The 20,854-nt window shown below is 70.2% G+C and carries 22 protein-coding genes and 5 tRNA genes; 10 read left to right on the top strand and 17 right to left on the bottom strand.

The annotated features are described in order from the left end of the window. Nucleotides 1-6 precede the first annotated feature (6 nt). On the top strand, nucleotides 7-528 hold the full coding sequence (locus tag ACWGJ5_RS06835; RefSeq protein ID WP_228622988.1) for a DUF3515 domain-containing protein: 522 nt from the start codon (nucleotides 7-9) through the stop codon (nucleotides 526-528). 12 nt (nucleotides 529-540) lie between these two features. On the opposite strand, the gene ACWGJ5_RS06830 is transcribed toward ACWGJ5_RS06835, so the two are convergent. From ACWGJ5_RS06830 to ACWGJ5_RS06820, 3 genes are read right to left on the bottom strand one after another with little or no spacing between them, the layout of a single operon-like run. Beyond that, nucleotides 541-1,698, bottom strand: a complete 1,158-nt coding sequence (locus tag ACWGJ5_RS06830; RefSeq protein WP_453308701.1) for a D-alanine--D-alanine ligase family protein — start codon at nucleotides 1,696-1,698, stop codon at nucleotides 541-543. A 59-nt stretch (nucleotides 1,699-1,757) separates the two neighbouring features. Continuing rightward, nucleotides 1,758-2,768: an NAD(P)H-dependent glycerol-3-phosphate dehydrogenase gene (locus tag ACWGJ5_RS06825; protein ID WP_453308700.1), complete on the bottom strand. Its 1,011-nt coding sequence runs from the start codon at nucleotides 2,766-2,768 to the stop codon at nucleotides 1,758-1,760. Further along, entirely contained in the window at nucleotides 2,765-3,571 is an 807-nt protein-coding gene (locus tag ACWGJ5_RS06820; RefSeq protein ID WP_453308699.1) for a lysophospholipid acyltransferase family protein, read from the bottom strand. Before ACWGJ5_RS06820 ends, ACWGJ5_RS06825 begins: the two co-directional genes overlap by 4 nt. 154 nt (nucleotides 3,572-3,725) lie before the next feature. Between ACWGJ5_RS06820 and cofC the strand changes: the two genes are divergently transcribed. Both cofC and ACWGJ5_RS06810 read left to right on the top strand, forming a co-directional pair. Then, nucleotides 3,726-4,364 (top strand): 2-phospho-L-lactate guanylyltransferase, encoded by a 639-nt coding sequence (gene cofC, locus ACWGJ5_RS06815; protein WP_453308698.1) that lies wholly within the window; start codon nucleotides 3,726-3,728, stop codon nucleotides 4,362-4,364. 225 nt (nucleotides 4,365-4,589) lie between these two features. After that, on the top strand, nucleotides 4,590-4,793 hold the full coding sequence (locus ACWGJ5_RS06810; protein ID WP_228622983.1) for a hypothetical protein: 204 nt from the start codon (nucleotides 4,590-4,592) through the stop codon (nucleotides 4,791-4,793). A gap of 70 nt (nucleotides 4,794-4,863) precedes the next feature. Here the strand turns inward: ACWGJ5_RS06810 and ACWGJ5_RS06805 are convergent, their stop codons facing one another. The 4 genes from ACWGJ5_RS06805 to leuC all read right to left on the bottom strand — a co-directional run bounded on the left by ACWGJ5_RS06805 (nucleotide 4,864) and on the right by leuC (nucleotide 8,167). Next, complete coding sequence (locus ACWGJ5_RS06805) at nucleotides 4,864-5,511, bottom strand: HU family DNA-binding protein (RefSeq protein WP_453308697.1); 648 nt, start codon at nucleotides 5,509-5,511, stop codon at nucleotides 4,864-4,866. A 136-nt stretch (nucleotides 5,512-5,647) separates the two neighbouring features. Beyond that, a complete protein-coding gene (locus ACWGJ5_RS06800) occupies nucleotides 5,648-5,878 on the bottom strand; it encodes an SCO5555 family protein (RefSeq protein ID WP_453308696.1) in 231 nt (76 codons plus the stop codon). Nucleotides 5,879-6,142: 264 nt separating this feature from the next. Continuing rightward, the gene (gene leuD, locus ACWGJ5_RS06795; protein WP_453308695.1) at nucleotides 6,143-6,736 is read right to left on the bottom strand and encodes a 3-isopropylmalate dehydratase small subunit; all 594 of its coding nucleotides are present in this window, start codon (nucleotides 6,734-6,736) and stop codon (nucleotides 6,143-6,145) included. A 6-nt stretch (nucleotides 6,737-6,742) separates the two neighbouring features. Next, nucleotides 6,743-8,167, bottom strand: a complete 1,425-nt coding sequence (leuC, locus tag ACWGJ5_RS06790; RefSeq protein ID WP_453308694.1) for a 3-isopropylmalate dehydratase large subunit — start codon at nucleotides 8,165-8,167, stop codon at nucleotides 6,743-6,745. 208 nt (nucleotides 8,168-8,375) lie between these two features. Between leuC and ndgR the strand changes: the two genes are divergently transcribed. After that, nucleotides 8,376-9,092, top strand: a complete 717-nt coding sequence (gene ndgR / locus ACWGJ5_RS06785) for an IclR family transcriptional regulator NdgR (protein ID WP_009320373.1) — start codon at nucleotides 8,376-8,378, stop codon at nucleotides 9,090-9,092. An 87-nt stretch (nucleotides 9,093-9,179) separates the two neighbouring features. Here ndgR and ACWGJ5_RS06780 read toward each other — a convergent pair whose 3' ends face one another. Beyond that, nucleotides 9,180-9,689: a DUF4188 domain-containing protein gene (locus ACWGJ5_RS06780; RefSeq protein WP_453308693.1), complete on the bottom strand. Its 510-nt coding sequence runs from the start codon at nucleotides 9,687-9,689 to the stop codon at nucleotides 9,180-9,182. Nucleotides 9,690-9,770: 81 nt separating this feature from the next. Here ACWGJ5_RS06780 and ACWGJ5_RS06775 point away from each other — a divergent pair, with 81 nt between their 5' ends. Continuing rightward, nucleotides 9,771-10,415 (top strand): MerR family transcriptional regulator, encoded by a 645-nt coding sequence (locus ACWGJ5_RS06775; protein WP_453308692.1) that lies wholly within the window; start codon nucleotides 9,771-9,773, stop codon nucleotides 10,413-10,415. Nucleotides 10,416-10,466: 51 nt separating this feature from the next. On the opposite strand, the gene ACWGJ5_RS06770 is transcribed toward ACWGJ5_RS06775, so the two are convergent. From ACWGJ5_RS06770 to ACWGJ5_RS06745, 6 genes are all read right to left on the bottom strand, one after another. Then, nucleotides 10,467-10,539, bottom strand: a tRNA-Glu gene (locus ACWGJ5_RS06770). 28 nt (nucleotides 10,540-10,567) lie between these two features. Continuing rightward, a tRNA-Gln gene (locus ACWGJ5_RS06765) sits at nucleotides 10,568-10,639 on the bottom strand. 21 nt (nucleotides 10,640-10,660) lie between these two features. Next, nucleotides 10,661-10,733: transfer RNA gene (locus ACWGJ5_RS06760), tRNA-Glu, on the bottom strand. A 29-nt stretch (nucleotides 10,734-10,762) separates the two neighbouring features. Next, nucleotides 10,763-10,835 (bottom strand) — tRNA-Glu (locus ACWGJ5_RS06755). A 21-nt stretch (nucleotides 10,836-10,856) separates the two neighbouring features. Next, a tRNA-Gln gene (locus ACWGJ5_RS06750) sits at nucleotides 10,857-10,928 on the bottom strand. Nucleotides 10,929-11,018: 90 nt separating this feature from the next. Then, entirely contained in the window at nucleotides 11,019-11,750 is a 732-nt protein-coding gene (locus tag ACWGJ5_RS06745; RefSeq protein ID WP_453308691.1) for an HAD family hydrolase, read from the bottom strand. Nucleotides 11,751-11,791: 41 nt separating this feature from the next. On the opposite strand from ACWGJ5_RS06745, the gene ACWGJ5_RS06740 reads away from it, so the two are divergent. Continuing rightward, entirely contained in the window at nucleotides 11,792-12,076 is a 285-nt protein-coding gene (locus ACWGJ5_RS06740) for a hypothetical protein (RefSeq protein ID WP_453308690.1), read from the top strand. Nucleotides 12,077-12,136: 60 nt separating this feature from the next. Here ACWGJ5_RS06740 and gltX read toward each other — a convergent pair whose 3' ends face one another. The 3 genes from gltX to ACWGJ5_RS06725 form a co-directional block, all read right to left on the bottom strand. After that, nucleotides 12,137-13,630, bottom strand: coding sequence for a glutamate--tRNA ligase (gltX, locus tag ACWGJ5_RS06735; protein ID WP_453308689.1), 1,494 nt, complete (start codon nucleotides 13,628-13,630; stop codon nucleotides 12,137-12,139). Then, nucleotides 13,623-14,408: a fumarylacetoacetate hydrolase family protein gene (locus ACWGJ5_RS06730; protein WP_453308688.1), complete on the bottom strand. Its 786-nt coding sequence runs from the start codon at nucleotides 14,406-14,408 to the stop codon at nucleotides 13,623-13,625. The genes gltX and ACWGJ5_RS06730 overlap by 8 nt, the downstream gene beginning before the upstream one ends. A gap of 179 nt (nucleotides 14,409-14,587) precedes the next feature. Beyond that, the gene (locus ACWGJ5_RS06725; RefSeq protein ID WP_453308687.1) at nucleotides 14,588-14,779 is read right to left on the bottom strand and encodes a hypothetical protein; all 192 of its coding nucleotides are present in this window, start codon (nucleotides 14,777-14,779) and stop codon (nucleotides 14,588-14,590) included. A 571-nt stretch (nucleotides 14,780-15,350) separates the two neighbouring features. On the opposite strand from ACWGJ5_RS06725, the gene ACWGJ5_RS06720 reads away from it, so the two are divergent. The 4 genes from ACWGJ5_RS06720 (at nucleotide 15,351) to ACWGJ5_RS06705 (ending at nucleotide 20,723) form a co-directional block, all read left to right on the top strand. Continuing rightward, nucleotides 15,351-19,235, top strand: a complete 3,885-nt coding sequence (locus tag ACWGJ5_RS06720; RefSeq protein WP_453308686.1) for a nitrate- and nitrite sensing domain-containing protein — start codon at nucleotides 15,351-15,353, stop codon at nucleotides 19,233-19,235. 9 nt (nucleotides 19,236-19,244) lie between these two features. Next, the gene (locus ACWGJ5_RS06715) at nucleotides 19,245-19,658 is read left to right on the top strand and encodes a roadblock/LC7 domain-containing protein (protein ID WP_023546525.1); all 414 of its coding nucleotides are present in this window, start codon (nucleotides 19,245-19,247) and stop codon (nucleotides 19,656-19,658) included. A gap of 110 nt (nucleotides 19,659-19,768) precedes the next feature. After that, on the top strand, nucleotides 19,769-20,167 hold the full coding sequence (locus tag ACWGJ5_RS06710) for a DUF742 domain-containing protein (RefSeq protein ID WP_030168425.1): 399 nt from the start codon (nucleotides 19,769-19,771) through the stop codon (nucleotides 20,165-20,167). Continuing rightward, nucleotides 20,148-20,723 carry a GTP-binding protein gene (locus tag ACWGJ5_RS06705; protein ID WP_453308685.1) on the top strand — a complete coding sequence of 192 codons (576 nt, stop codon included), beginning with the start codon at nucleotides 20,148-20,150 and terminating at the stop codon, nucleotides 20,721-20,723. Before ACWGJ5_RS06710 ends, ACWGJ5_RS06705 begins: the two co-directional genes overlap by 20 nt. Nucleotides 20,724-20,854: the final 131 nt, after the last annotated feature.

The raw sequence follows: 20,854 nt of genomic DNA, 5'->3' as shown, positions 1-20,854 counted from the left end.
TGGCCGGTGAACATCTTCCGTCACCGGCCCCTCGGCCTGCTCGCGCCCGCGCTGCTGATCGCGGTCGCGGGCTGCTCCTCGGCAGACGACAGCGCCGCCGTGGCGGTTCCCAGCCCCGACGCGAAGACGGCGCCGGTGTGCCGGGCCCTGCACCGGGTGCTGCCCCAGAAGCTCGACGGGCGAAGCCGCAACGACCCCGAACCCCGGTCCGCCTACACGGCGGGCTGGGGAAACCCGGCGATCATACTGCGCTGCGGTGTCGTACGGCCGCCGAAGATGATCGATCCCAAGGTGGCCGAGGGCGGTGACCCCGACGCCATCGCGGGCGGGGTGAACGGCGTCGACTGGTTGATGGAGAAGCAGGCCGACGGCACCTGGCGGTTCACCACCGCGGGCCGTGCGGCGTACGTGCAGATCGGCCTGCCCAAGGGCATGTCCGCGCAGGAGGAGGGCACGGCCGTACTCACGGATCTCGCGGCGGCCGTGAAGAAGGCGATCCCCAAGGGGATCGCCTCCATGCGCGGGTGACTCGCGGGCCGCTCAGCGCAGTCCGGTCGAACGGCGCAGCGCCGCCCGCACCAGGCGGTCGATCAGCTCCGGGTAGCCGACGCCACTGGCCTGCCACATCTGCGGGTACATCGAGATCGGCGTGAAACCGGGCAGGGTGTTGATCTCGTTGATCACGAACTCGCCGTCCTCGGCGAGGAAGAAGTCCGCGCGGACCAGGCCCTCGCAGGAGACCGCCTCGAACGCCTCGACCGCGAGCCGCTGCACCTCGGCGGTCTGCTCCTCGGTGAGCGGCGCGGGGACGATTCCGGGCGTGGAGTCGATGTACTTGGCGTCGAAGTCGTAGTACGCGTGCGCGTCCGGCGGCGGGATCTCGGCCGGGACGGAGGCGCGCGGGCCGTCCTCGAACTCCAGGACGCCGCACTCGATCTCACGGCCGCGTACGGCGGCCTCGATCAGGATCTTCGGGTCGTGGGCCTGCGCGGTGGCGATCGCCTCGTCCAGGCCGGACAGGTCGTCGACCTTGGTGATGCCGATGGACGAGCCCGCACGCGCGGGCTTCACGAACAGCGGCCAGCCGTGCTCGCCCGCGAAGTCGATGATCCTCTTGCGGGCGGCGGACTCGTCCTGCTGCCACTCGCGAGGCCGGATCACCACGTACGGGCCGACCTTGAGCCCGTAGGACGTGAAGATCCGCTTCATGTACTCCTTGTCCTGGCCGACGGCCGAGGCGAGCACGCCTGCGCCCACGTACGGCACCCCGGACAGCTCCAGGAGGCCCTGCAGGGTGCCGTCCTCGCCGTAGGGGCCGTGCAGCACCGGGAAGACCACGTCGACCTCGCCGAGCGCCTTGGGCACCGAGCCGGGCTCGCTGTAGACGACCTCGCGGTTCGCGGGGTCGACGGGGAGCACCACGCCGCCCTCGTGCGACTCCGCCAGCTCCTCGACGGCGGGCAGGCGGCGGTCGGTGATGGCCATCCGCTCCGGCTCGTCGGCGGTGAGCACCCAACGGCCCTCCCGCGTGATGCCGATCGGCAGGACGTCGTACTTGGTCCGGTCGATGGCCTTGAGGACGGCCCCGGCGGTGACCATGGAGATCCCGTGTTCGGAGCTGCGCCCGCCGAACACGACGGCCACGCGCGGCTTGCGAGGCGGCTGCTCGGGGCTCTGGGGGAGGTTCTCGGTGCTCATATCGCGTTGAGAGTACCCGTTGGTAGAGCCCGGATACAGCGCCGACTCAGGAGGTTCGCTCAGCGTCGTTCGGGCTTCGCGCTGCGCGACATCAGCTCCTTGACGGCGACCACCGGGGACTTGCCCTCGTGGACGATGGCGACGACCGTCTCGGTGATGGGCATGTCGACGCCGTGCCGCCGGGCCAGATCCAGCACGGACTCGCAGGACTTGACACCCTCGGCGGTCTGCTTGGTGACCGCGATGGTCTCCTGCAGGGTCATGCCCTTGCCGAGGTTGGTACCGAAGGTGTGGTTGCGCGACAGCGGCGAGGAGCAGGTCGCCACCAGGTCGCCGAGGCCCGCGAGTCCGGAGAAGGTCAGCGGGTCGGCGCCGAGCACGACACCGAGCCGCGCGGTCTCGGCGAGGCCCCGGGTGATGAGCGAGCCCTTGGCGTTGTCGCCGAGCCCCATGCCGTCCGCGATGCCGACGGCGAGCCCGATGACGTTCTTCACGGCACCGCCCAGCTCGCAGCCCACCACGTCGGTCTCCGTGTACGGCCGGAAGTACGGCGTGTGGCAGGCGGCCTGGAGGCGCTGGGCGACGGAGACGTCGGTGCAGGCGACCACGGCGGCGGCCGGCATGCGGGCGGCGATCTCACGGGCCAGGTTGGGCCCGGTGACGACCGCGATGCGGTCGGAGCCGACCTTCGCGACGTCGTCGACGACCTCGCTCATCCGCATGGTGGAGCCGAGTTCGACGCCCTTCATCAGGGAGACGAGCACGGTGTCCGGGGCCAGCAGCGGGGTCCACTCGGCGAGGTTGGCGCGCAGCGTCTGTGAGGGGATGGCGAGGACGGTGAAGTCGGCGTCGCGCAGGGCCTCGGCCGGGTCCGAGGTGGCTCTGAGGTTCTCCGGGAGTTCGACGCCGGGCAGGTAGTCGGGGTTGGTCCGCGTCGAGTTGACTGCCTCGGCCAGCTCGGGGCGGCGGGCCCACAGGGTCACCTCGCAGCCCGCGTCGGCGAGCACCATACCGAAGGCGGTGCCCCATGAGCCGGTGCCCATGACCGCCGCCTTGACCGCCTTGCTCACTTGCCCTGCCCCTCCGGTTCCTTGCCTTTGGCCTGCGCCGTCTGCGCCGTCTGCGCCGTCTGCGCGGTCTGCGCCTCGGTGCGGCGCCGCTGTTCGATCCGCTCGCGGCGCGGGTCGTAGGGCGTCTCGGGCGCCTTCTCGCCGCGGATCTCCTCGAGCCGGCGGGTGATGGCCGCCATGATGACCTCGGTGGCCTCCTTGAGCAGCTCCGGGGTCATCTCCTTGTCGTAGAAGCGCGAGAGGTCCACGGGCGGGCCCGCGAGCACGTGATGGGTCTTGCGCGGGAAGAGGTCCGGCTTCTTGGCGTACGGCGGCAGCAGTTCGTTGGCGCCCCACTGGGCGACCGGGATGACCGGGCACTTGGTCTGCAGGGCGACGCGCGCGGCACCTGTCTTGCCGGTCATGGGCCAGCCGTTCGGGTCGCGGGTGAGGGTGCCCTCGGGGTAGAAGGCGACGCACTCGCCGCGCTCCACGGCGTCGATCGCGGCCCGGAAGGCGCTGAGCGCGTCCGTGGACTCGCGGTAGACGGGGATCTGCCCGGTGCCACGCATGGCGGCGCCGACGAATCCCTTCTTGAAAAGCCCGCTCTTCGCGAGGAATCGCGGAACCCGTCCGGTGTTGTACTGATAGTGCGCGTACGCGAAGGGGTCCACGTGGGAATTGTGGTTCACCACGGTGATAAATCCGCCCTCGGCCGGAATGTGCTCCATTCCGCGCCAGTCCCGCTTGATCAGAACCACCAGCGGCGGTTTGCAGATCACCGCGGCGAAGCGGTACCAGAAGCCGATTCTGCGGCGGGGCACAAGGACACCTTCCTCTAGGGGCTGCCACCCCGGCGGGGGCCGCACGATTGTCGCCCCGTGCCGCCGGTCTGTCGAGAACACCGTACGCCCCGCCACCGACAGTGCCAGATGGCGCGGGGGACAATGATCGTGACGAGAGAGGGACGGTACGCCGGTGCAGTGGACCTTGGTCATCCCCCTGAAGCCCCTGTCGCGGGCCAAGAGCAGGCTCTCGGACACCGCCGGGGACGGGGTGCGCCCGGGGCTGGCGCTCGCGTTCGCGCAGGACACGGTGGCCGCGGCGCTGTCCTGTACGGCCGTGGCGGATGTGGCGGTCGTCACGGACGACGAGCGGGCGGCGCGCGAGCTGGCGGCGCTGGGCGCGCGGATCGTCCCGGACACGCCGGGAAGCGGTCTGAACGCCGCGCTGGCGCACGGCGCGGAGGCCGTACGGGAAATGCGCCCGCGCACACCTGTTGCCGCCCTGAACGCCGATCTGCCGGCGTTGCGCGCGGCGGAACTGGCCGTCGTCCTGGGCGCGGCGGCGGAGTTTTCCCGGGCGTTTCTCGCGGATGCGGCGGGGCTGGGCACGACGTTGCTGGCCGCGCGGCCCGACGGGGAATTGCAGCCGGAGTTCGGTATTGATTCCCGTTCCCGGCACCGGGACTCGGGGGCGGAGGAACTCCGGCTGGCGGGCGTGGATTCGGTACGGCAGGACGTGGACACCGGAGACGATCTGCGGACGGCGCTGGCCTTGGGCGTCGGCCCGCATACGGCCGCGGTTTCGGCGGGTTTGCTGATCCCCGGATTCTGAACGCACCCGGCGCCGGGGCCGAGCAGGGCTGGGGGCGCTGCTCGCCGGGAGGTGCCGCAGCCACGGCGCGAATGCGGGAGCGGCGGCTGCAACCCCCGGGTGTGCGGGGCTGTATCGATGTGCGGCTCCGCCGCGTGGGCGCGACCGGCCACGACGGGCCCGCGGCCCGCGAACGGCCGCAGCCCCACGGCGCATCCCCCGCCGGCGAACACTAGGCTGGCCGTCATGCAGGCCACCGCATACACGTACGACCCCGAAACCCGCAGCGGACAGGTGCTCCTCGACGACGGCACCCCGGTGCCGTTCGATGCCGCCGCGTTCACCGCCGGAGGCCTTTTGCTGCTGCGCCCCGGACAGCGGGTGCGGATCGAGACGGAGGGAACCGGTGACGCGCTGCGCATCACCCTCGTAACCCTTCAAACGCTGTAACTGCCCTTACACACGCCGCGGGCCGGACTCCCTGGGGAGTCCGGCCCGGCGCGTGAGTGCCCTGGCGTCCTTACGACGTCGCCTTGCGGGCGGTGGCCTTCTTGGCGGTGGTCTTGCGGGCCGTCGACTTCTTGGCCGGGGCCTTCTTCGCGGTGACCTTCTTCGCCGGGGCCTTCTTGGCCGCCGCCTTCTTCGCGGTGACCTTCTTCGCCGCGGTGGTCTTGGCGGCCGCGGTGGTCTTCTTGGCGGGCGCCTTCTTCGCCGCGGTCTTCTTCGCGGCGGCCGCCTTCTTCGCCGGGGCCGCCTTCTTGGCCGTGACCTTCTTCGCGGCCGCCTTGGTGGTCTTCTTCGCGGCGGCCTTCTTGACCGTCGCCGCGGCCCCGCCGGTCAGGCTGCCCTTGGGTGCCTTCTTGACCGAGACCTCGCCACCGCGCGGCAGCTTCTTCGAGCCGCTCACCAGGTCCTTGAACCCCTGACCGGCGCGGAAGCGCGGCACGGAGGTCTTCTTGACCCGAACCCGCTCGCCGGTCTGAGGGTTGCGGGCATAGCGGGCGGGGCGGTCCACCTTCTCGAAGGACCCGAAGCCGGTGACCGAGACCCGCTCGCCCGCGACGACCGCGCGGACGATGGCGTCCAGGACATGATCGACAGCCTCGGCGGCCTGCTGGCGGCCACCCACCTTGTCGGCAATCGCTTCTACGAGCTGCGCCTTGTTCACGTCTTCCCCTTCGGAGACATCGCCAGAACGAAAGTGTTCAAGCTTTTTCGCACGTTAGGCAGATATATACCGCAAATCAAACACGAAACGGGCTTATCACCCTTGTGCCGCAACAGACTCGATGGTCTCGGGCTGTTCAGTCGTCCTCGCCGGGGATCCGACCCTCGTCGAGGTCCGCGTTGAACCGCTCGAGCCGCCTTGCCGCAGCGGCGAGATCGTGCTTGGCCGCGGCCGTAATGACCAGCAGCTTCCGGGTCAGCGCCATCCGTACGCCCTCCGGGACTTGCAGTGCGCGCACCCTTGAGTGCGCTTCCTTGAGTTGGTTCGCGACCGCCGTATAGAGCTGGAGTTGGCCGTCGTGTTCCATGCACAGATTGTGCCATCTGGGGCGAGTTGTCGCCTGCGCAGGGGGCAACTGCCGCCTCAAATGGCCTTCCAGGCACTTGCGGAGGGCGCGATCCCAGCACTCACGTACCCAGGCAACGGCCTTCGTAACGTGGCAAGTTGAGCGCGAAGTGAGAAGCTCACGGGGGCCGTGCGGGTGCAGACACGGCCGTACCCCCGATCGTGGCGATCGGGGGTACGGACGGGGTGTTGGGTGGCCGAAACGCGACGCGCTCGGCGGGTTGGATCAGATCTGGAGCGTCCGCGGCTTGTAGGACGGCCGCTTGGCCTCGTACGCGGCGATGTCGGGCTCGTTCTGGAGCGTGATGGAGATGTCGTCCAGGCCGTTCAGCAGCCGCCAGCGGGAGTTCTCGTCCAGCTCGAAGGCGGCGGTGATGCCCTCCGCGCGAACCTCACGAGCCTCAAGGTCAACAGTGACCTCAGCAGTGGGATCCTGTTCCGTCAGTTCCCACAGGGCGTCCACGATCTTCTGGTCCAGGACCACCGTGAGCAGGCCGTTCTTCAGCGAGTTGCCCCGGAAGATGTCCGCGAAGCGGGAGGAGATCACGGCCTTGAAGCCGTAGTTCTGCAGCGCCCAGACGGCGTGCTCGCGGGAGGAGCCGGTGCCGAAGTCGGGGCCGGCGACCAGGACGGTCGCGCCCTGCCGCTCGGGGCGGTTGAGGATGAAGTTCTCGTCCTTGCGCCAGGCCTCGAACAGCCCGTCCTCGAAGCCGTCCCGCGTGACCTTCTTGAGCCAGTGAGCAGGGATGATCTGGTCGGTGTCGACGTTGCTGCGGCGCAGCGGGACGGCCCGGCCGGTGTGGGTGGTGAAGGCTTCCATGATTTCTCAGACTCCAGCGGGCACAGGGGCGTCGGACAGGTCGGCGGGCGAGGCCAGGTGGCCCAGGACGGCGGTGGCGGCCGCGACCTGCGGCGACACCAGGTGCGTACGACCGCCCTTGCCCTGCCGGCCCTCGAAGTTGCGGTTGGAGGTCGAGGCGGAGCGCTCGCCCGGGGCCAGCTGGTCGGGGTTCATGCCGAGGCACATCGAGCAGCCCGCGTGCCGCCATTCGGCGCCGGCCTCCTTGAAGACCACGTCCAGGCCCTCGGAGACGGCCTGCAGACCCACGCGCGCGGAGCCGGGGACGACCAGCATGCGTACGCCGTCGGCGACTTTGCGGCCCTTGAGGAGGTCGGCGGCGGCGCGCAGGTCCTCGATGCGGCCGTTGGTGCACGAGCCTACGAAGACGGTGTCCACCTTGATGGAGCGCAGCGGCTGGCCGGCGTCCAACCCCATGTATTCCAGGGCCTTTTCGGCGGCGAGGCGCTCCGAAGCGTCTTCGTACGAAGCCGGGTCGGGGACGTTCGCCGAAAGCGGCGCGCCCTGGCCGGGGTTGGTGCCCCAGGTGACGAACGGCGACAGCTCGTCGGCGTTGATCACGACCTCGGCGTCGAACTCGGCGTCGTCGTCCGTCCTCAGCGTCTTCCAGTACGCGACGGCGGCGTCCCAGTCGGCGCCCTCGGGGGCGTGCGGGCGGCCCTTGAGGTACTCGAAGGTGGTCTCGTCGGGGGCGATCATGCCCGCGCGGGCGCCGGCCTCGATCGACATGTTGCAGATGGTCATCCGGGCCTCCATCGAGAGCTTCTCGATGGAGGAGCCGCGGTACTCCAGGACGTAGCCCTGGCCGCCGCCCGTACCGATCTTCGCGATGATCGCCAGGATCAGGTCCTTGGCGGTGACGCCCTCGGGCAGCTCGCCCTCGACGGTGATGGCCATGGTCTTGGGGCGGGCCAGCGGCAGCGTCTGGGTGGCCAGCACGTGCTCGACCTGGGAGGTGCCGATGCCGAACGCCAGCGCGCCGAACGCGCCGTGCGTGGAGGTGTGGGAGTCACCGCAGACCACGGTCGTACCGGGCTGGGTCAGGCCCAGCTGGGGGCCGACGACGTGCACGACGCCCTGCTCGACGTCGCCCAGCGGGTGCAGGCGCACCCCGAACTCGGCGCAGTTCTTGCGCAGCGTCTCCAGCTGGGCGCGGGAGACCGGGTCGGCGATGGGCTTGTCGATGTCGAGGGTCGGGGTGTTGTGGTCCTCGGTGGCGATGGTGAGGTCGAGGCGACGCACCTGGCGGCCGTTCTGGCGCAGCCCGTCGAAGGCCTGCGGGCTGGTCACCTCGTGCAGCAGGTGCAGATCGATGAAGAGGAGGTCGGGCTCGCCCTCGGCGCGCCGGACGACGTGGTCGTCCCAGACCTTCTCCGCGAGTGTCCTACCCATCGCTTTCCCTCCGGCCGGCAAACGTCCACCGGCCCAACTAGAGATCTTGAGGAAGCGGCGACTGCCCTGTTGAGGGCCCCATGAAGTCGTGATTCCGGGCGTCCGCCGCCGGGCCCCTTGGTCTGCGGGCCGTTGTGTGATTCCAGAGTGGCGCGTTCCACGGAAAATTGAACTTGCGTTTCACAGAGTGAGACGCAAGTATCGTTGCATGGACAACAGTAGCGGCGTCGGCGTTCTGGACAAGGCGGCCCTCGTCCTGAGCGCTCTGGAGTCCGGTCCGGCCACCCTCGCGGGACTGGTCGGCGCGACCGGACTGGCACGACCCACGGCTCACCGCCTGGCCGTGGCTTTGGAACACCACCGCATGGTGGCACGCGACATGCAGGGCCGTTTCATTCTCGGCCCGCGTCTCGCGGAGCTGGCGGCGGCGGCCGGCGAGGACCGCCTGCTCGCGACGGCCGGCCCCGTGCTCACCCACCTCCGTGATGTCACCGGCGAGAGTGCACAGCTCTACCGGCGCCAGGGTGACATGCGGATCTGTGTGGCCGCGGCGGAACGGCTGTCCGGCCTTCGGGACACGGTCCCGGTCGGTTCCACGCTCACGATGAAGGCCGGCTCCTCGGCGCAGATCCTGATGGCGTGGGAGGAGCCCGAGCGCCTGCACCGCGGCCTGCAGGGCGCCCGCTTCACGGCGACGGCCCTGTCGGGCGTACGGCGGCGCGGCTGGGCCCAGTCCATCGGCGAGCGCGAGCCGGGCGTCGCGTCGGTGTCCGCGCCGGTGCGCGGGCCCTCCAACCGCGTGGTGGCCGCGGTGTCCGTCTCCGGGCCGATCGAGCGCCTGACCCGCCACCCGGGCCGTATGCACGCCCAGGCGGTCATCGACGCCGCCGCCCGCCTCTCGGAGGCCCTGCGCCGTTCGGGCTGAGCCCGGGGGCCGGGAAGGTTCGGCAACACCGAGGAGGGCCTGCCTCAACGCCGCGGCAGGCCCTCCTTGCTCCCCCGATCCCGCCGGTCAGCCGGTCTTCTCGGCCTCCGGCGCCTTCTGCGTCCGGTGGGCGAACCGGTCCTTGGCGTACCGGCCCCGCTTCTCCAGCGCGATCTGCCCGTGCGCGGCCGCGAGGCCGAAGGCCGGCATGTCCCCGTAGATCGCCTCGTACGAGCCCTCCGGCACGACGTACGCCTCGTGCCAGATCCCGACCTGCCCGCGCAGCCTGCCGCTGCGCTCCTTGCGGTTGAGTGCGGTCCACGCCCGGTGGTGGAACGCGTCCGGCGCGGTCGCGTAGGCGTACAGCTTGTCCTTGGACTCCCAGTACTGCACGACGTAGTACGTCCGCGGCGACGCCGTCAGCAGCACTTTGGCGCGCAGGCCCCGCGCCGGGTCCTTCTCCAGCTCCCGCAGCATGCGGAACATCCCCAGCATCACCGGCAGCCACAGGTGCACCGCCCAGAAGCGGTTGATGCGCATGCCGATCAGCAGGACGACGACCTCACCCTTCGCGTCGGCGGTCGTACGGGACACCATGACTTCCCCCCTCATTGGCGAGCTGTGCTATCCAAGTGCCGATGTTTGGATAGTGCCGTTACCCAAGAAGGGGCGCAAGACATGCGGCTGGCCGAACTGAGCAGACGCAGCGGTGTGTCCACCGCGACGATCAAGTACTACCTGCGCGAAGGCCTGTTGCCGCCGGGCCGCCAGCTCAACGCGACCACGGCCGAGTACGGCGAGGAGCACCTGCGCCGGCTGCGGCTGGTGCGCGCGATGATCCAGGTCGGCGGGCTGTCGGTGGCCACGGTCCGTGAGGTGCTGCGGAACATCGACGACGAGTCCCTGAGCCGTACGATCCGGCTGGGCGCGGCCCTGTGGGCGCTGCCACAGGTGCCGGAGCCGGACGAGGAGGACGGCTTCGTGCGGGCCGCGCACCGGGAAGCGGACGAGCTGCTGGAGACGCTGGGCTGGTCCAATGCCCGGCTGCTGACGACCATCTCGCCCGCGTACCGCTCCCTGGTGGTGTCGGTGGCCGCGTTCCGCAGGCTCGGCTACGACTGGGGCGCCGAACTGCTGGTGGAGTACGGCAGGTTGATGCACGAGGTCGCGAAACTCGACCTGGACGTCGTGGAGACGTACCCGTCGGAGGCGGAGAAGGTGGAGACGGCGGTGCTCGGTGCCGTACTGACCGAGTCGATGCTGCAGGCGCTGCGCCGGCTGGCCCAGGAGGAGGAGTCGGGCCGACGGTACGGCATCGAGTAGGGCCGGGTACGGCGAAGGCCCCCCACCGAAGTGGAGGGCCTTCCCTGTACGTACCCCCGACCGGATTCGAACCGGCGCTACCGCCTTGAGAGGGCGGCGTGCTAGGCCGCTACACAACGGGGGCGTGGACTCTGCGTTTCCGCAGGCCCGAGCTGGTCTACCTGGACTCGAACCAAGACTAACTGAACCAGAATCAGTCGTGCTGCCAATTACACCATAGACCAATGATGGTTTAGACCAGTCAGTACCCCCGACCGGATTCGAACCGGCGCTACCGCCTTGAGAGGGCGGCGTGCTAGGCCGCTACACAACGGGGGCCCTAGCGATCCCGACAGGATCAGGATCAGTACCCCCGACCGGATTCGAACCGGCGCTACTGCCTTGAGAGGGCAGCGTGCTAGGCCGCTACACAACGGGGGCTTTGCAGATAAGCTCTGCGAGCTGGCCTACCTGGACTCGAACCAAGACTAACTGAACCAGAATCAGTCGTGCTGCCAATTACACCATAGGCCACTGGAACTCAAGCCCCTGCGGGGTCGTCGTTCTAGCTTGCTCCTCGGGACTCCGGCCTTCCGGCCCGATCCCCTCGGCGCAGGAAGAACATTACCCGAAGGTGGACGGGGCTCCAAAACGGGTATCCGCGCGGACGAGCGCGGGGAGTTCGGCGAGGGTCGAGATCCGGCGGCAGACGACCTCCCCGGGCTCCTGCGCCGAGCCCGTCCGGCGATCGATCCACACCGACAGCAGCCCGGCCTCGGCGGCGCCCCGCCCGTCGATCTCCGGGTGGTCGCCGACGTACGCCACCTCGTGCGGAGGCAGCCGCAGCGCCTCGCAGACGGCCAGGAAGGCGCCGGCCTCCGGCTTGGAGACGCCCAGCTCGGCGGCGCACAGCACGACCTCGAAGCGGTCGAGGAGACCGAGGGTGCGCAGCTTGTGCTCCTGGACCGTGAGGCTGGAGTTGGACAGCACCGCGTGCCGGTGGCTGGCGGAAAGGGCCTCCAGGGCGGGCAGGACGTCCGGGAAGAGGCTCCAGGCGGCCTCGTAGTGCCCTATGTACCGCTGGAACCAGGTGTCGCACTCGGCGTCTGTCAGCTCCGTGTCCAGGAAGACCCGCACGCGGTCCCGCCGCTGCCCCTCGAAGCTGACCTCCCCCGCCGAGAACCGCGCCCACTGGCTGTCGGTGATCTCCCGCCACCGGGCGAGGGCCTGCTCCGGGCCGTCGTACCCGGCGAGCAGCCCTTCCGCCGCCAGATGTGCCCGCATGCCCGCGCGGTCGGCGGTCGTGTAGTCGAACAGGGTGTCGTCCACGTCCCAGACCACGGCTCTGATCGTCATGACACCGACGGTACCGCCGAACGGCTGGCAGACTGGGCGGCATGAGCGAGTACCGCGTCCAGTTCACCGTCGAGGCCCGCGCGACGTTCGACGCCCTGCCCGCAGAGCGCAGAGCGCAGTTGGACAGGGCCGTACGCATACTGGCACGCGACCCGTTCCGGAAGACCTCGACCGCCCAGCTGGGCCCTGACGAGCACCTGCGCAAGGCATACGTGGCCCCCGGCCTGGTGCTGGAGTACATCGTGGCCGGCGCGATCATGGTCGTCGTCGTGCTGGAGATCTTCGACGAGAGCGCCTATCTGATCGACGAAGCCGACGCACAGTGACCAACGCAACAGGGGCGGCACCCGGAACCCTCCGGATGCCGCCCCTGACGCATGGGCCGGCTAAGCGCTCAGCTTCACCAGTGCCGCGTCGATGCGGGCCAGCGTCTTCTCCCTGCCCAGGACTTCCAGGGACTCGAAGAGCGGCAGGCCGACGGTGCGGCCGGTGACGGCGACGCGGAGCGGGGCCTGGGCCTTGCCGAGCTTGAGGCCGTACACCTCGCCGGCGGCCAGGACGGCCTCCTTCAGGGACTCGGGGGAGGTCCAGTCGGCCGACTCCAGCTTCTCGCGGGCCGTGCGGAGCAGGGCGTCGCTGCCCTCCTTCATCGCCTTGGTCCAGGAAGCCTCGTCCTCGACCGGCTCCGGCAGGAAGAGGAAGTCGACGTTGTCGGTGATCTCCGACAGCACCTTCAGGCGGGTCTGGGCGTGCGGTGCGATCGCCTGCCACTTGGCCTCGTCGAAGGCCTCGGGCGCCCAGGGCGCGAACGGGGCCTTCAGCCAGGGGCGGCAGCGCTCGGTGAACTCCTTCACATCCAGCATGCGGATGTGGTCGCCGTTGATCGCCTCGCACTTCTTCAGGTCGAAGCGGGCGGGGTTCGGGTTCACGTCGGAGATGTCGAAGGCGGCGACCATCTCCTCGACCGAGAAGACGTCCTTGTCCGCGGAGAGCGACCAGCCCAGCAGGGACAGGTAGTTGAGCAGGCCCTCCGGCAGGAAGCCCTGCTCGCGGTACAGGTTCAGCGACGACTGCGGGTCGCGCTTGGAGAGCTTCTTGTTGCCCTCGCCCATCACGTACGGCAGGTGGCCGAACTCGGGGACGCGCTTCGCGATGCCCAGCTCCGTCAGCGCCTTGTACAGCGCGATCTGGCGCGGGGTGGAGGAGAGCAGGTCCTCGCCGCGCAGGACGTGGGTGATCTCCATCAGGGCGTCGTCGACCGGGTTGACCAGCGTGTACAGCGGGGCGCCGTTCGCGCGGACGATGCCGTAGTCCGGCACGTTCTCCGGGGTGAAGGTCAGCTCGCCGCGGACCAGGTCGGTGAAGGTGATCGTCTCGTCGGGCATCCGGAAGCGGACGATCGGGGTGCGGCCCTGGGCCTGGTACTCCTCGACCTGCGCCTCGGTCAGGTCGCGGCAGTGGCCGTCGTAGCCGGAGGGCTTGCCGGCGGCGCGGGCGGCCTCGCGGCGGGTGTCCAGCTCCTCCTGGGAGCAGTAGCAGTGGTAGGCGTGGCCGGCGTCCAGGAGCTTCCGGGCGACGTCCTGGTAGATGTCCATGCGCTGCGACTGGCGGTACGGCGCGTGCGGGCCGCCGACCTCCGGACCCTCGTCCCAGTCGAAGCCGAGCCAGCGCATCGCGTCGAGCAGCTGGTGGTAGGACTCCTCGGAGTCGCGGGCGGCGTCGGTGTCCTCGATGCGGAATACGAATTGGGCACCGCTGCCCTGGTGGTGCCGCGCGAACGCCCAGTTGAACAGGGCGGTGCGGACCAGGCCCACGTGCGGGTTACCGGTGGGCGAAGGACAGAAACGGACGCGTACGGGTGAGCCGGGTGCGCTAGCCACGCTTGACAACCTTGTTGGTGAGAGTGCCGATGCCTTCGATGGAGACGGCGACCTCGTCGCCGACGTTGAGGGGGCCGACCCCTGCGGGGGTGCCGGTGAGGATGACGTCGCCGGGGAGCAGGGTCATGGCCTCGGAGATGTTGACGACCAGGTCCTCGATGGGGTGGATCATCTCGCTCGTACGGCCCAGCTGGCGCTGTTCGCCGTTGACGGTGAGCTGGATGGTGAGGTCGTTCGCGCGGTCGAGGTCGAGGCCGGTCTCCACCCAGGGGCCGAGCGGGCAGGAGGTGTCGAAGCCCTTGGCGCGCGCCCACTGCTTCTCGCGTTTCTGCACGTCGCGGGCGGTGACGTCGTTGGCGCAGGTGTAGCCGAAGATCACGTCCTTGACGCGCTCGCGCGGGACCTCGCGGCACATGCGGCCGATGACGACGGCAAGCTCGGCCTCGTGGTGCAGCTCCTCGGAGAAGGAGGGGTACTGGATCTCGTCGCCGGGGCCGATCACCGAGGTGGACGGCTTGAAGAAGGCGAAGGGGGTGTCCGGCACCTCGTTGCCCAGCTCGCGGGCGTGCTCGCCGTAGTTGCGGCCGAACGCCACGACCTTGTTGGGCAGGACCGGCGGAAGCAGCCTGACCTTGCTCAGCGGCACCTTCGTACCGGACAGCTCGTAGTCCGCGAACGGGATGCCCTTGATGATGTCGAGGACGAGTTCGTCCTGCTTGTCGCCCTCGACCGCGCCGAAGGCTACGTTCCCGTCGATGGAGAACCTGGCGATGCGCACGGGATCCTTGCGCCCCTTACTGAGAACCGGCGTACTGACGCCCCAGGTTAACCGGTGGTGATCCAGGTTCGCGGTGTCCGGCGTGCGCCGCCGGGGCCGTGCCGTGGGCCGTACGGCACGCCGGTGGCCGCGGGAGCACGGCCGCCGGCGGCTCGGCGCATCGGGTGGACGCCCGTCCGCTACTCTCCGGCCGAGGCCGTCGCGCCGACCGGGACGTCCACCAGCACCGTGCGCCGGGGGTTGGCCGTCTGGGCGGGCAGGTCGACGGAGTGCTCCTGCTCGGGCGTCTGCAGTTCGCCGGCGTCCTTCAGGTGCGCCAGGGTGGTGCGTCGCGGGTTGGCGATCCTGTGGAACATCATCGTCGTCTTCACGGTTGTAGGCGTCCTAGTCCTGTGTCGGCGGGGTTACAGATACGTCCCTGATGTAAAGCGTCAGGCTAAACATCCAATTCCCTGCCCAAGGCGCCAACTGCCCACGAGGTCCATGTGAGTTTGCTCACGACCTCGCGGACAATTCGGTCAAATCCGACTGGCAACACGACCGCCCGAAACGGACATTGACCACCTGAAGCCATCATTCCGCTCCTGATCATGGCGACTCAGACACCAGACACCGACCGCTAACTCGCCGGGATACGTCCGATATGTTCGGGATCGGCCTCCACTGCTGGTGACGCGGCACTCACAGCCCGTCACGGAGGTCACAGCTCGGGACACGGCCCTTGTTGGAGATCCGGCACTGTGCTGGAATTCCACGGACCGCCGCGGGAATCGAGCCGGCGCAAGGGGCGCGAAGCAGCGCCGAGCGGCGGCCGAGACAGGGGGGAACCAGCGCCGGTCACTCAAGACCACCGGGGGGCGTATTCAGGGCGCTCTCCACAACGCCGACACCGTGTCCCTCCGTTCGCGCGGAGGGGTGCCTGGTCCAGAGGTTGCGACGCTAGTGCAGGGACGTTTCAAGAGGGATGGCAGCGCTTCGGCGGAGCCGGAGTCGCACGACGGGACTGGCCCCATGAAGGGCAGCTCCTCGCCCCAGCACGCCCAGAACCCGGGCTCGTCGGCGGACGGCGGTGAGCGCGGCGGACGCCCCGCCGTGTCGGCCTCGTCGGCCTCCACCGGGACCGGCAACTCCGGCGCCACCCCCGCGCCGGCCATCAAGCCCGCCAAGGGCTCCGGCGGCCCCGGCTCCCGCGTGGCCCTGCGCAACTGGCGCATCTCCACGCGCCTGGTGTCGCTGCTCGCGCTGCCCGTGGTCGCGGCGACCTCGCTGGGCGCGCTGCGCATCGACCAGAACATCACCGACATCCAGCAGCTCGACAACATGAAGCTGCTGACGGACATGACCAAGCAGGCCACCGAGCTGGCCGCCGCGCTCCAGGAGGAGCGCGACCAGTCCGCCGGTCCCCTGGCGCACGGCCTGAACGCGAGCGACTACACGGTCAAGGGCTACCGGGACAAGACCGACCGGGCCCTGACGAACTTCGAGAACTCCACCCAGGAGATCGACGCCGCCAGCAAGGGCGGCCAGCTCCAGGGCGTGCGTGACAACCTCGTCGGCATCTTCAACCAGCTCGACCAGCTGGCCAAGATCCGCAAGGGCGCCTACTCCTCGAAGGGCAACTCCACCCAGACGATCGAGTCCTACCACCGGCTCATCACCCAGCTGATCGACCTGTCCCAGGACATGGCCCAGGCGTCCAGCAACCCGGAGATGATCTCGCGCACCCGCGCTCTGGCGGCCTTCTCCACCGCCAAGGAGTACGCCTCCGTGCAGCGCGCCACGATCGCCGCCGCGCTGCCCGCGACCACGTCGACCAAGGGTGACCTGTCGACGAACGACCGCCTCTACGGCCAGTCGGCGTACCAGAGCGAGAACTCCGAGATCGCGATCTTCCGGAAGATCTACGCGAACAACAACGCCGAGGAACTCCTCAAGCCGATCGACGAGGGCAACCCGACGATCGAGTCCGCGGACACCTACGCCAAGCGCGTCTTCGACTCCCCCGACGGCCTGCAGAGCCTGAACGCCCGCTCCTACCGCGACTGGGTGGACGACAGCTCGACCAAGATCGAGCAGATGAAGAAGATCGAGCACACGCTGCTCGAGGAGATGGAGCAGAAGGCCCGCGAGCTGAAGAGCGCCACCCAGCAGGACGCCATCATCTCCGGTGCGCTGATCCTGCTCGTGCTCGGTGTCTCGCTGGTCGGCGCGTTCATCGTGGCCCGCTCCATGATCCGCTCGCTGCGCCGCCTGCAGGAGACCGCGACCAAGGTCGCCCAGGACCGCCTGCCCGAGCTGGTCAAGCAGCTGTCGGAGTCCGACCCGCAGGACGTCGACACCTCCGTGGAGTCGGTCGGTGTGCACTCCCGGGACGAGATCGGCCAGGTGGCCGCGGCCTTCGACGACGTGCACCGCGAGGCGGTCCGCCTCGCCGCCGAGCAGGCCCTGCTGCGGGGCAACGTCAACGCGATGTTCACCAACCTCTCGCGCCGCTCCCAGGGTCTGATCCAGCGCCAGCTGTCGCTGATCTCCGAACTGGAGTCCCGCGAGGCCGACCCGGACCAGCTGTCCTCGCTGTTCAAGCTCGACCACCTCGCCACGCGTATGCGCCGTAACGGCGAGAACCTCCTCGTCCTCGCGGGTGAGGAGCCCGGCCGCCGCTGGACCCGACCGGTCCCGCTGGTCGACGTGCTCCGCGCCGCCGCGTCCGAGGTGGAGCAGTACGAGCGCATCGAGCTGGCCTCCGTGCCGACGACCGAGGTCGCCGGCCGTGTGGTCAACGACCTCGTGCACCTGCTCGCCGAGCTGCTGGAGAACGCCACCTCGTTCTCCTCACCGCAGACCAAGGTCAAGGTCACCGGTCACGCGCTGCCCGACGGCCGCGTGCTGATCGAGATCCACGACACCGGTATCGGCCTGTCCCCCGAGGACCTCGCGGCGATCAACGAGCGGCTCGCCTCGCCGCCCACCGTGGACGTCTCCGTCTCCCGCCGCATGGGCCTCTTCGTGGTCGGCCGGCTGTCCCAGCGGCACGGCATCCGCATCCAGCTGCGCCCGTCCGACTCCGGTGGCACGACCGCGCTGGTCATGCTGCCCGTGGACGTGGCCCAGGGCGGGAAGAAGCCCGCTCCGGGCAAGGCGGGCGCGCCGATCGGCACCGGTGGCCCCGCCGCCGCGCAGGCCGCCGCCGGTGCGGCCGCGGCCCGGCGTCAGGCCGGCAACGCGAGCGGCGGTGCCCTCGGCGGCGCCCCGTCCGGTGGCGGTCTGCTCGGTGCGGGTCCTGCTCCGCGCGGCCAGGTCGGTGCGGGCCAGGGTCCCCGGGCCGCGCTGCCCGGTGCCGGCCAGGGCGGCCGTCCCGGTGCGCCGGGCGGTGCGCGCGGTCCCCAGGGCGGCCTCGGTACTCCCGGCGGTCCCGGTCTCGGTGGCCCGCAGGGCCGGCAGGTGCCCGCGGGTGCCGGTGCGGGCGGCTTCGGCGGTCAGACGCCCGGCGCCCCGCAGGGCCTGCAGGCCGCGAACCCGGGCGGCCCGCAGCAGGACCCCTTCGGCGGTGACGCCTTCGGCGGCCGTGGCCCGCAGCGGTCCGGTGCCGGCTCCGACCAGGGTCGCCAGCCCCAGCTGCCGCCGCGCGGCGGCCCGCGGGCCGAGCTGCCCGGCGGTGACCAGCCGCGCACCCCGGACTGGAGCGACACCCAGGCCCCGCTGTCGCGCGCCTCGCTGGACGCCCCGCGCGGCCACGACGAGCAGGGTCCGGCGCACACCGCGCGCATGCCACGCGTCGACGACCGGCAGGGTCCGGGCTCGACCGCCGAGATACCGGCGATTCCCCGGTTCGACGCACAGGGCCCGGCGGCCACGGGCGAGTTCCCGCGCCCGGACCTGAACGGCCTGGGCGGCCCCCAGAACACCGGCCAGTTCCCGCGGCCGGAGAACCCGCAGCAGACCGGCCAGTTCCCGCGCCCCGAGAACCCGCAGCAGACCGGCCAGTTCCCGCGCCCCGAGAACCCGCTGCAGACCGGCCAGTTCGAGCGTCCCGACGCCGACCAGCTGCCCGGCCGCTTCGACGGTCCCGCCGCCGGGGACGGCTCGGGTCAGTTCGTCCGCTCCGACGTCTTCGGCACGTCGGCGCCGCAGCGGGACGACAGCGCCCGGAACGCGAGCCGGAACACCGGCCAGTTCGCGGCCCCGCAGGGCTTCGACGGCGGCTACGACGGCAGCTCCACCGGCCAGCACGCCCTGCCCGGGCGCCAGAACCCGGCGCACACCGGTCAGTTCGAGCGCCCGCAGCCGGCCGGCCGGGACGACTTCGGCGCCCCGCGTCCGCAGGCCCCGCAGCAGCAGCGTCCGGCGCAGCGTGAGCCGGAGGCGCTGCCGCCGGCCAGTGGTCCGCTCGACGGCCGTACCCCGCTGTACGACACGCTGGAGACCAACTGGTTCCACGGCGGTCCGCAGCAGCAGCCCGCGCCGCAGCAGGCGCCCGCCCCGGCTCCGCAGCGTCCCGCGGGCGCGCAGGCGGCCGGCAACGGCTCCGTCACCGGCTCCTGGCGCACCTCGCCGAACGACGAGATCGTCCGCCAGGCAGAGCGCGTCCGGCAGCCAGCGGCGGGCGGCGTCACCACCTCCGGCCTGCCGCGCCGGGTGCCCCGGGCGAACCTCGTCCCGGGCACGGCTCAGCAGCAACAGCACCAAGCCGGTCCGCAGGTCTCGCGTGCGCCTGACGACGTACGCGGACGGCTGACCAATCTCCGTCGGGGCATCGCTCAGGGCCGTCAGGCCGGCAGCGGCCAGACCGGCAGCTTCCCGAGCCCCACTCACCAGCAGGAGCGTTAGTTGAGTCCGATGAGCCAGGCGGCACAGAACCTGAACTGGTTGATCACCAACTTCGTGGACAACACCCCTGGGGTGTCCCACACCGTGGTGGTCTCCGCCGACGGCCTTCTGCTGGCGATGTCCGAAGGCTTCCCGCGGGACCGCGCCGACCAGCTGGCGGCCGTCGCGTCCGGGCTGACCTCCCTCACGGCCGGGGCCTCCCGGATCTTCGAGGGCGGCACCGTGGCGCAGACGGTCGTCGAGATGGAGCGCGGGTTCCTCTTCCTGATGTCCGTCTCGGACGGGTCGTCCCTCGCGGTACTGGCCCACCCGGAGTGCGACATCGGTCTCGTCGGCTACGAGATGGCACTGCTCGTCGACCGTGCGGGGGCGGTACTTACGCCGGACCTGCGCGCCGAACTCCAAGGCAGTCTGCTCCACTGACCGTCCCGGCACCACCCACCTCACGAAAACACCGTCCGGCCGCCACAATCCCCCCACCGGCCCCGTCCGACGGCTTGACTGACCGACTTGCTGTCCCGCCCGGAGGATTCATGACCCCGCCCACCGCTCATCACGATCCGTACGCGGAACCGTACGGGGACGAGGGCGACCAGCCACTGGTACGGCCGTACGCGATGACCGGTGGCCGGACCCGGCCGCGGTATCAGCTCGCGATCGAGGCGCTGATCAGCACCACTGCCGATCCGGCAGCGCTCATGGGACTGCTCCCGGAGCACCAGCGGATCTGCCACCTGTGCCGTGAGGTCAAGTCGGTCGCGGAGGTCTCCGCGCTGCTGACCATGCCGCTCGGAGTGGCCCGGATCCTGGTGGCCGACCTCGCCGAGGCCGGCCTGGTCGCCATCCACCAGCCGGGTGGCGACGAGAACAACGGCGGCGCACCTGACGTGACGCTGCTCGAAAGGGTGCTCAGTGGACTTCGCAAGCTCTGACGCGGGCCGGGCCACCACCTCCGCGAAGATCGTGGTGGCGGGCGGCTTCGGCGTGGGCAAGACCACGTTCGTCGGCGCCGTCTCGGAGATCAACCCGCTGCGCACAGAGGCCGTCATGACGTCCGCTTCGGCCGGCATCGACGACCTCACCCACACCGGGGACAAGACCACCACCACGGTGGCCATGGACTTCGGCCGCATCACCCTCGACCAGGACCTGATCCTCTACCTCTTCGGTACCCCGGGTCAGGACCGGTTCTGGTTCATGTGGGACGACCTGGTGCGCGGTGCGATCGGCGCGGTGGTGCTCGTGGACACCCGGCGCCTCGCCGACTGCTTCCCCGCGGTCGACTACTTCGAGAACAGCGGACTGCCCTTCGTCGTCGCCCTCAACGGCTTCGACGGCAACCAGCCCTACGCCCCCGAGGAAGTGCGGGAGGCGCTGCAGATCGGCCCCGACACCCCGATCATCACGACCGACGCCCGCCACCGCGCGGACGCCAAGAGTGCGCTGATCACGCTGGTCGAGCACGCCCTGATGGCGCGGCTCAAGTAGCACACACGTACGCACTCAAGTGCGACGTCACTTACGGCAGTTGTCGTGACGGGACGCCGGAGCCGACTGTGGCCTTTGACACGGTCGGCTCCGGTGTTCATAACAGTTCGGCAGAGGAATCCCCCGGTATC

The organism is Streptomyces sp. NPDC054783, assembly GCF_053611725.1.
Note: the sequence above shows the minus strand (reverse complement) of the source record. Positions and strands in the feature narration are given on the sequence as shown.

Bases quoted from the DNA above. Each gene is read 5' to 3' on its own strand.
- ACWGJ5_RS06830 (WP_453308701.1), bottom strand. From the start codon at position 1,698: ATGAGCACCGAGAACCTCCCCCAGAGCCCCGAGCAGCCGCCTCGCAAG.
- ACWGJ5_RS06810 (WP_228622983.1), top strand. From the start codon at position 4,590: ATGCAGGCCACCGCATACACGTACGACCCCGAAACCCGCAGCGGACAG.
- ACWGJ5_RS06800 (WP_453308696.1), bottom strand. From the start codon at position 5,878: ATGGAACACGACGGCCAACTCCAGCTCTATACGGCGGTCGCGAACCAA.
- leuD (WP_453308695.1), bottom strand. From the start codon at position 6,736: ATGGAAGCCTTCACCACCCACACCGGCCGGGCCGTCCCGCTGCGCCGC.
- leuC (WP_453308694.1), bottom strand. From the start codon at position 8,167: ATGGGTAGGACACTCGCGGAGAAGGTCTGGGACGACCACGTCGTCCGG.
- ndgR (WP_009320373.1), top strand. From the start codon at position 8,376: ATGGACAACAGTAGCGGCGTCGGCGTTCTGGACAAGGCGGCCCTCGTC.
- ACWGJ5_RS06780 (WP_453308693.1), bottom strand. From the start codon at position 9,689: ATGGTGTCCCGTACGACCGCCGACGCGAAGGGTGAGGTCGTCGTCCTG.
- ACWGJ5_RS06775 (WP_453308692.1), top strand. From the start codon at position 9,771: ATGCGGCTGGCCGAACTGAGCAGACGCAGCGGTGTGTCCACCGCGACG.
- ACWGJ5_RS06745 (WP_453308691.1), bottom strand. From the start codon at position 11,750: ATGACGATCAGAGCCGTGGTCTGGGACGTGGACGACACCCTGTTCGAC.
- ACWGJ5_RS06740 (WP_453308690.1), top strand. From the start codon at position 11,792: ATGAGCGAGTACCGCGTCCAGTTCACCGTCGAGGCCCGCGCGACGTTC.
- ACWGJ5_RS06715 (WP_023546525.1), top strand. From the start codon at position 19,245: ATGAGCCAGGCGGCACAGAACCTGAACTGGTTGATCACCAACTTCGTG.
- ACWGJ5_RS06710 (WP_030168425.1), top strand. From the start codon at position 19,769: ATGACCCCGCCCACCGCTCATCACGATCCGTACGCGGAACCGTACGGG.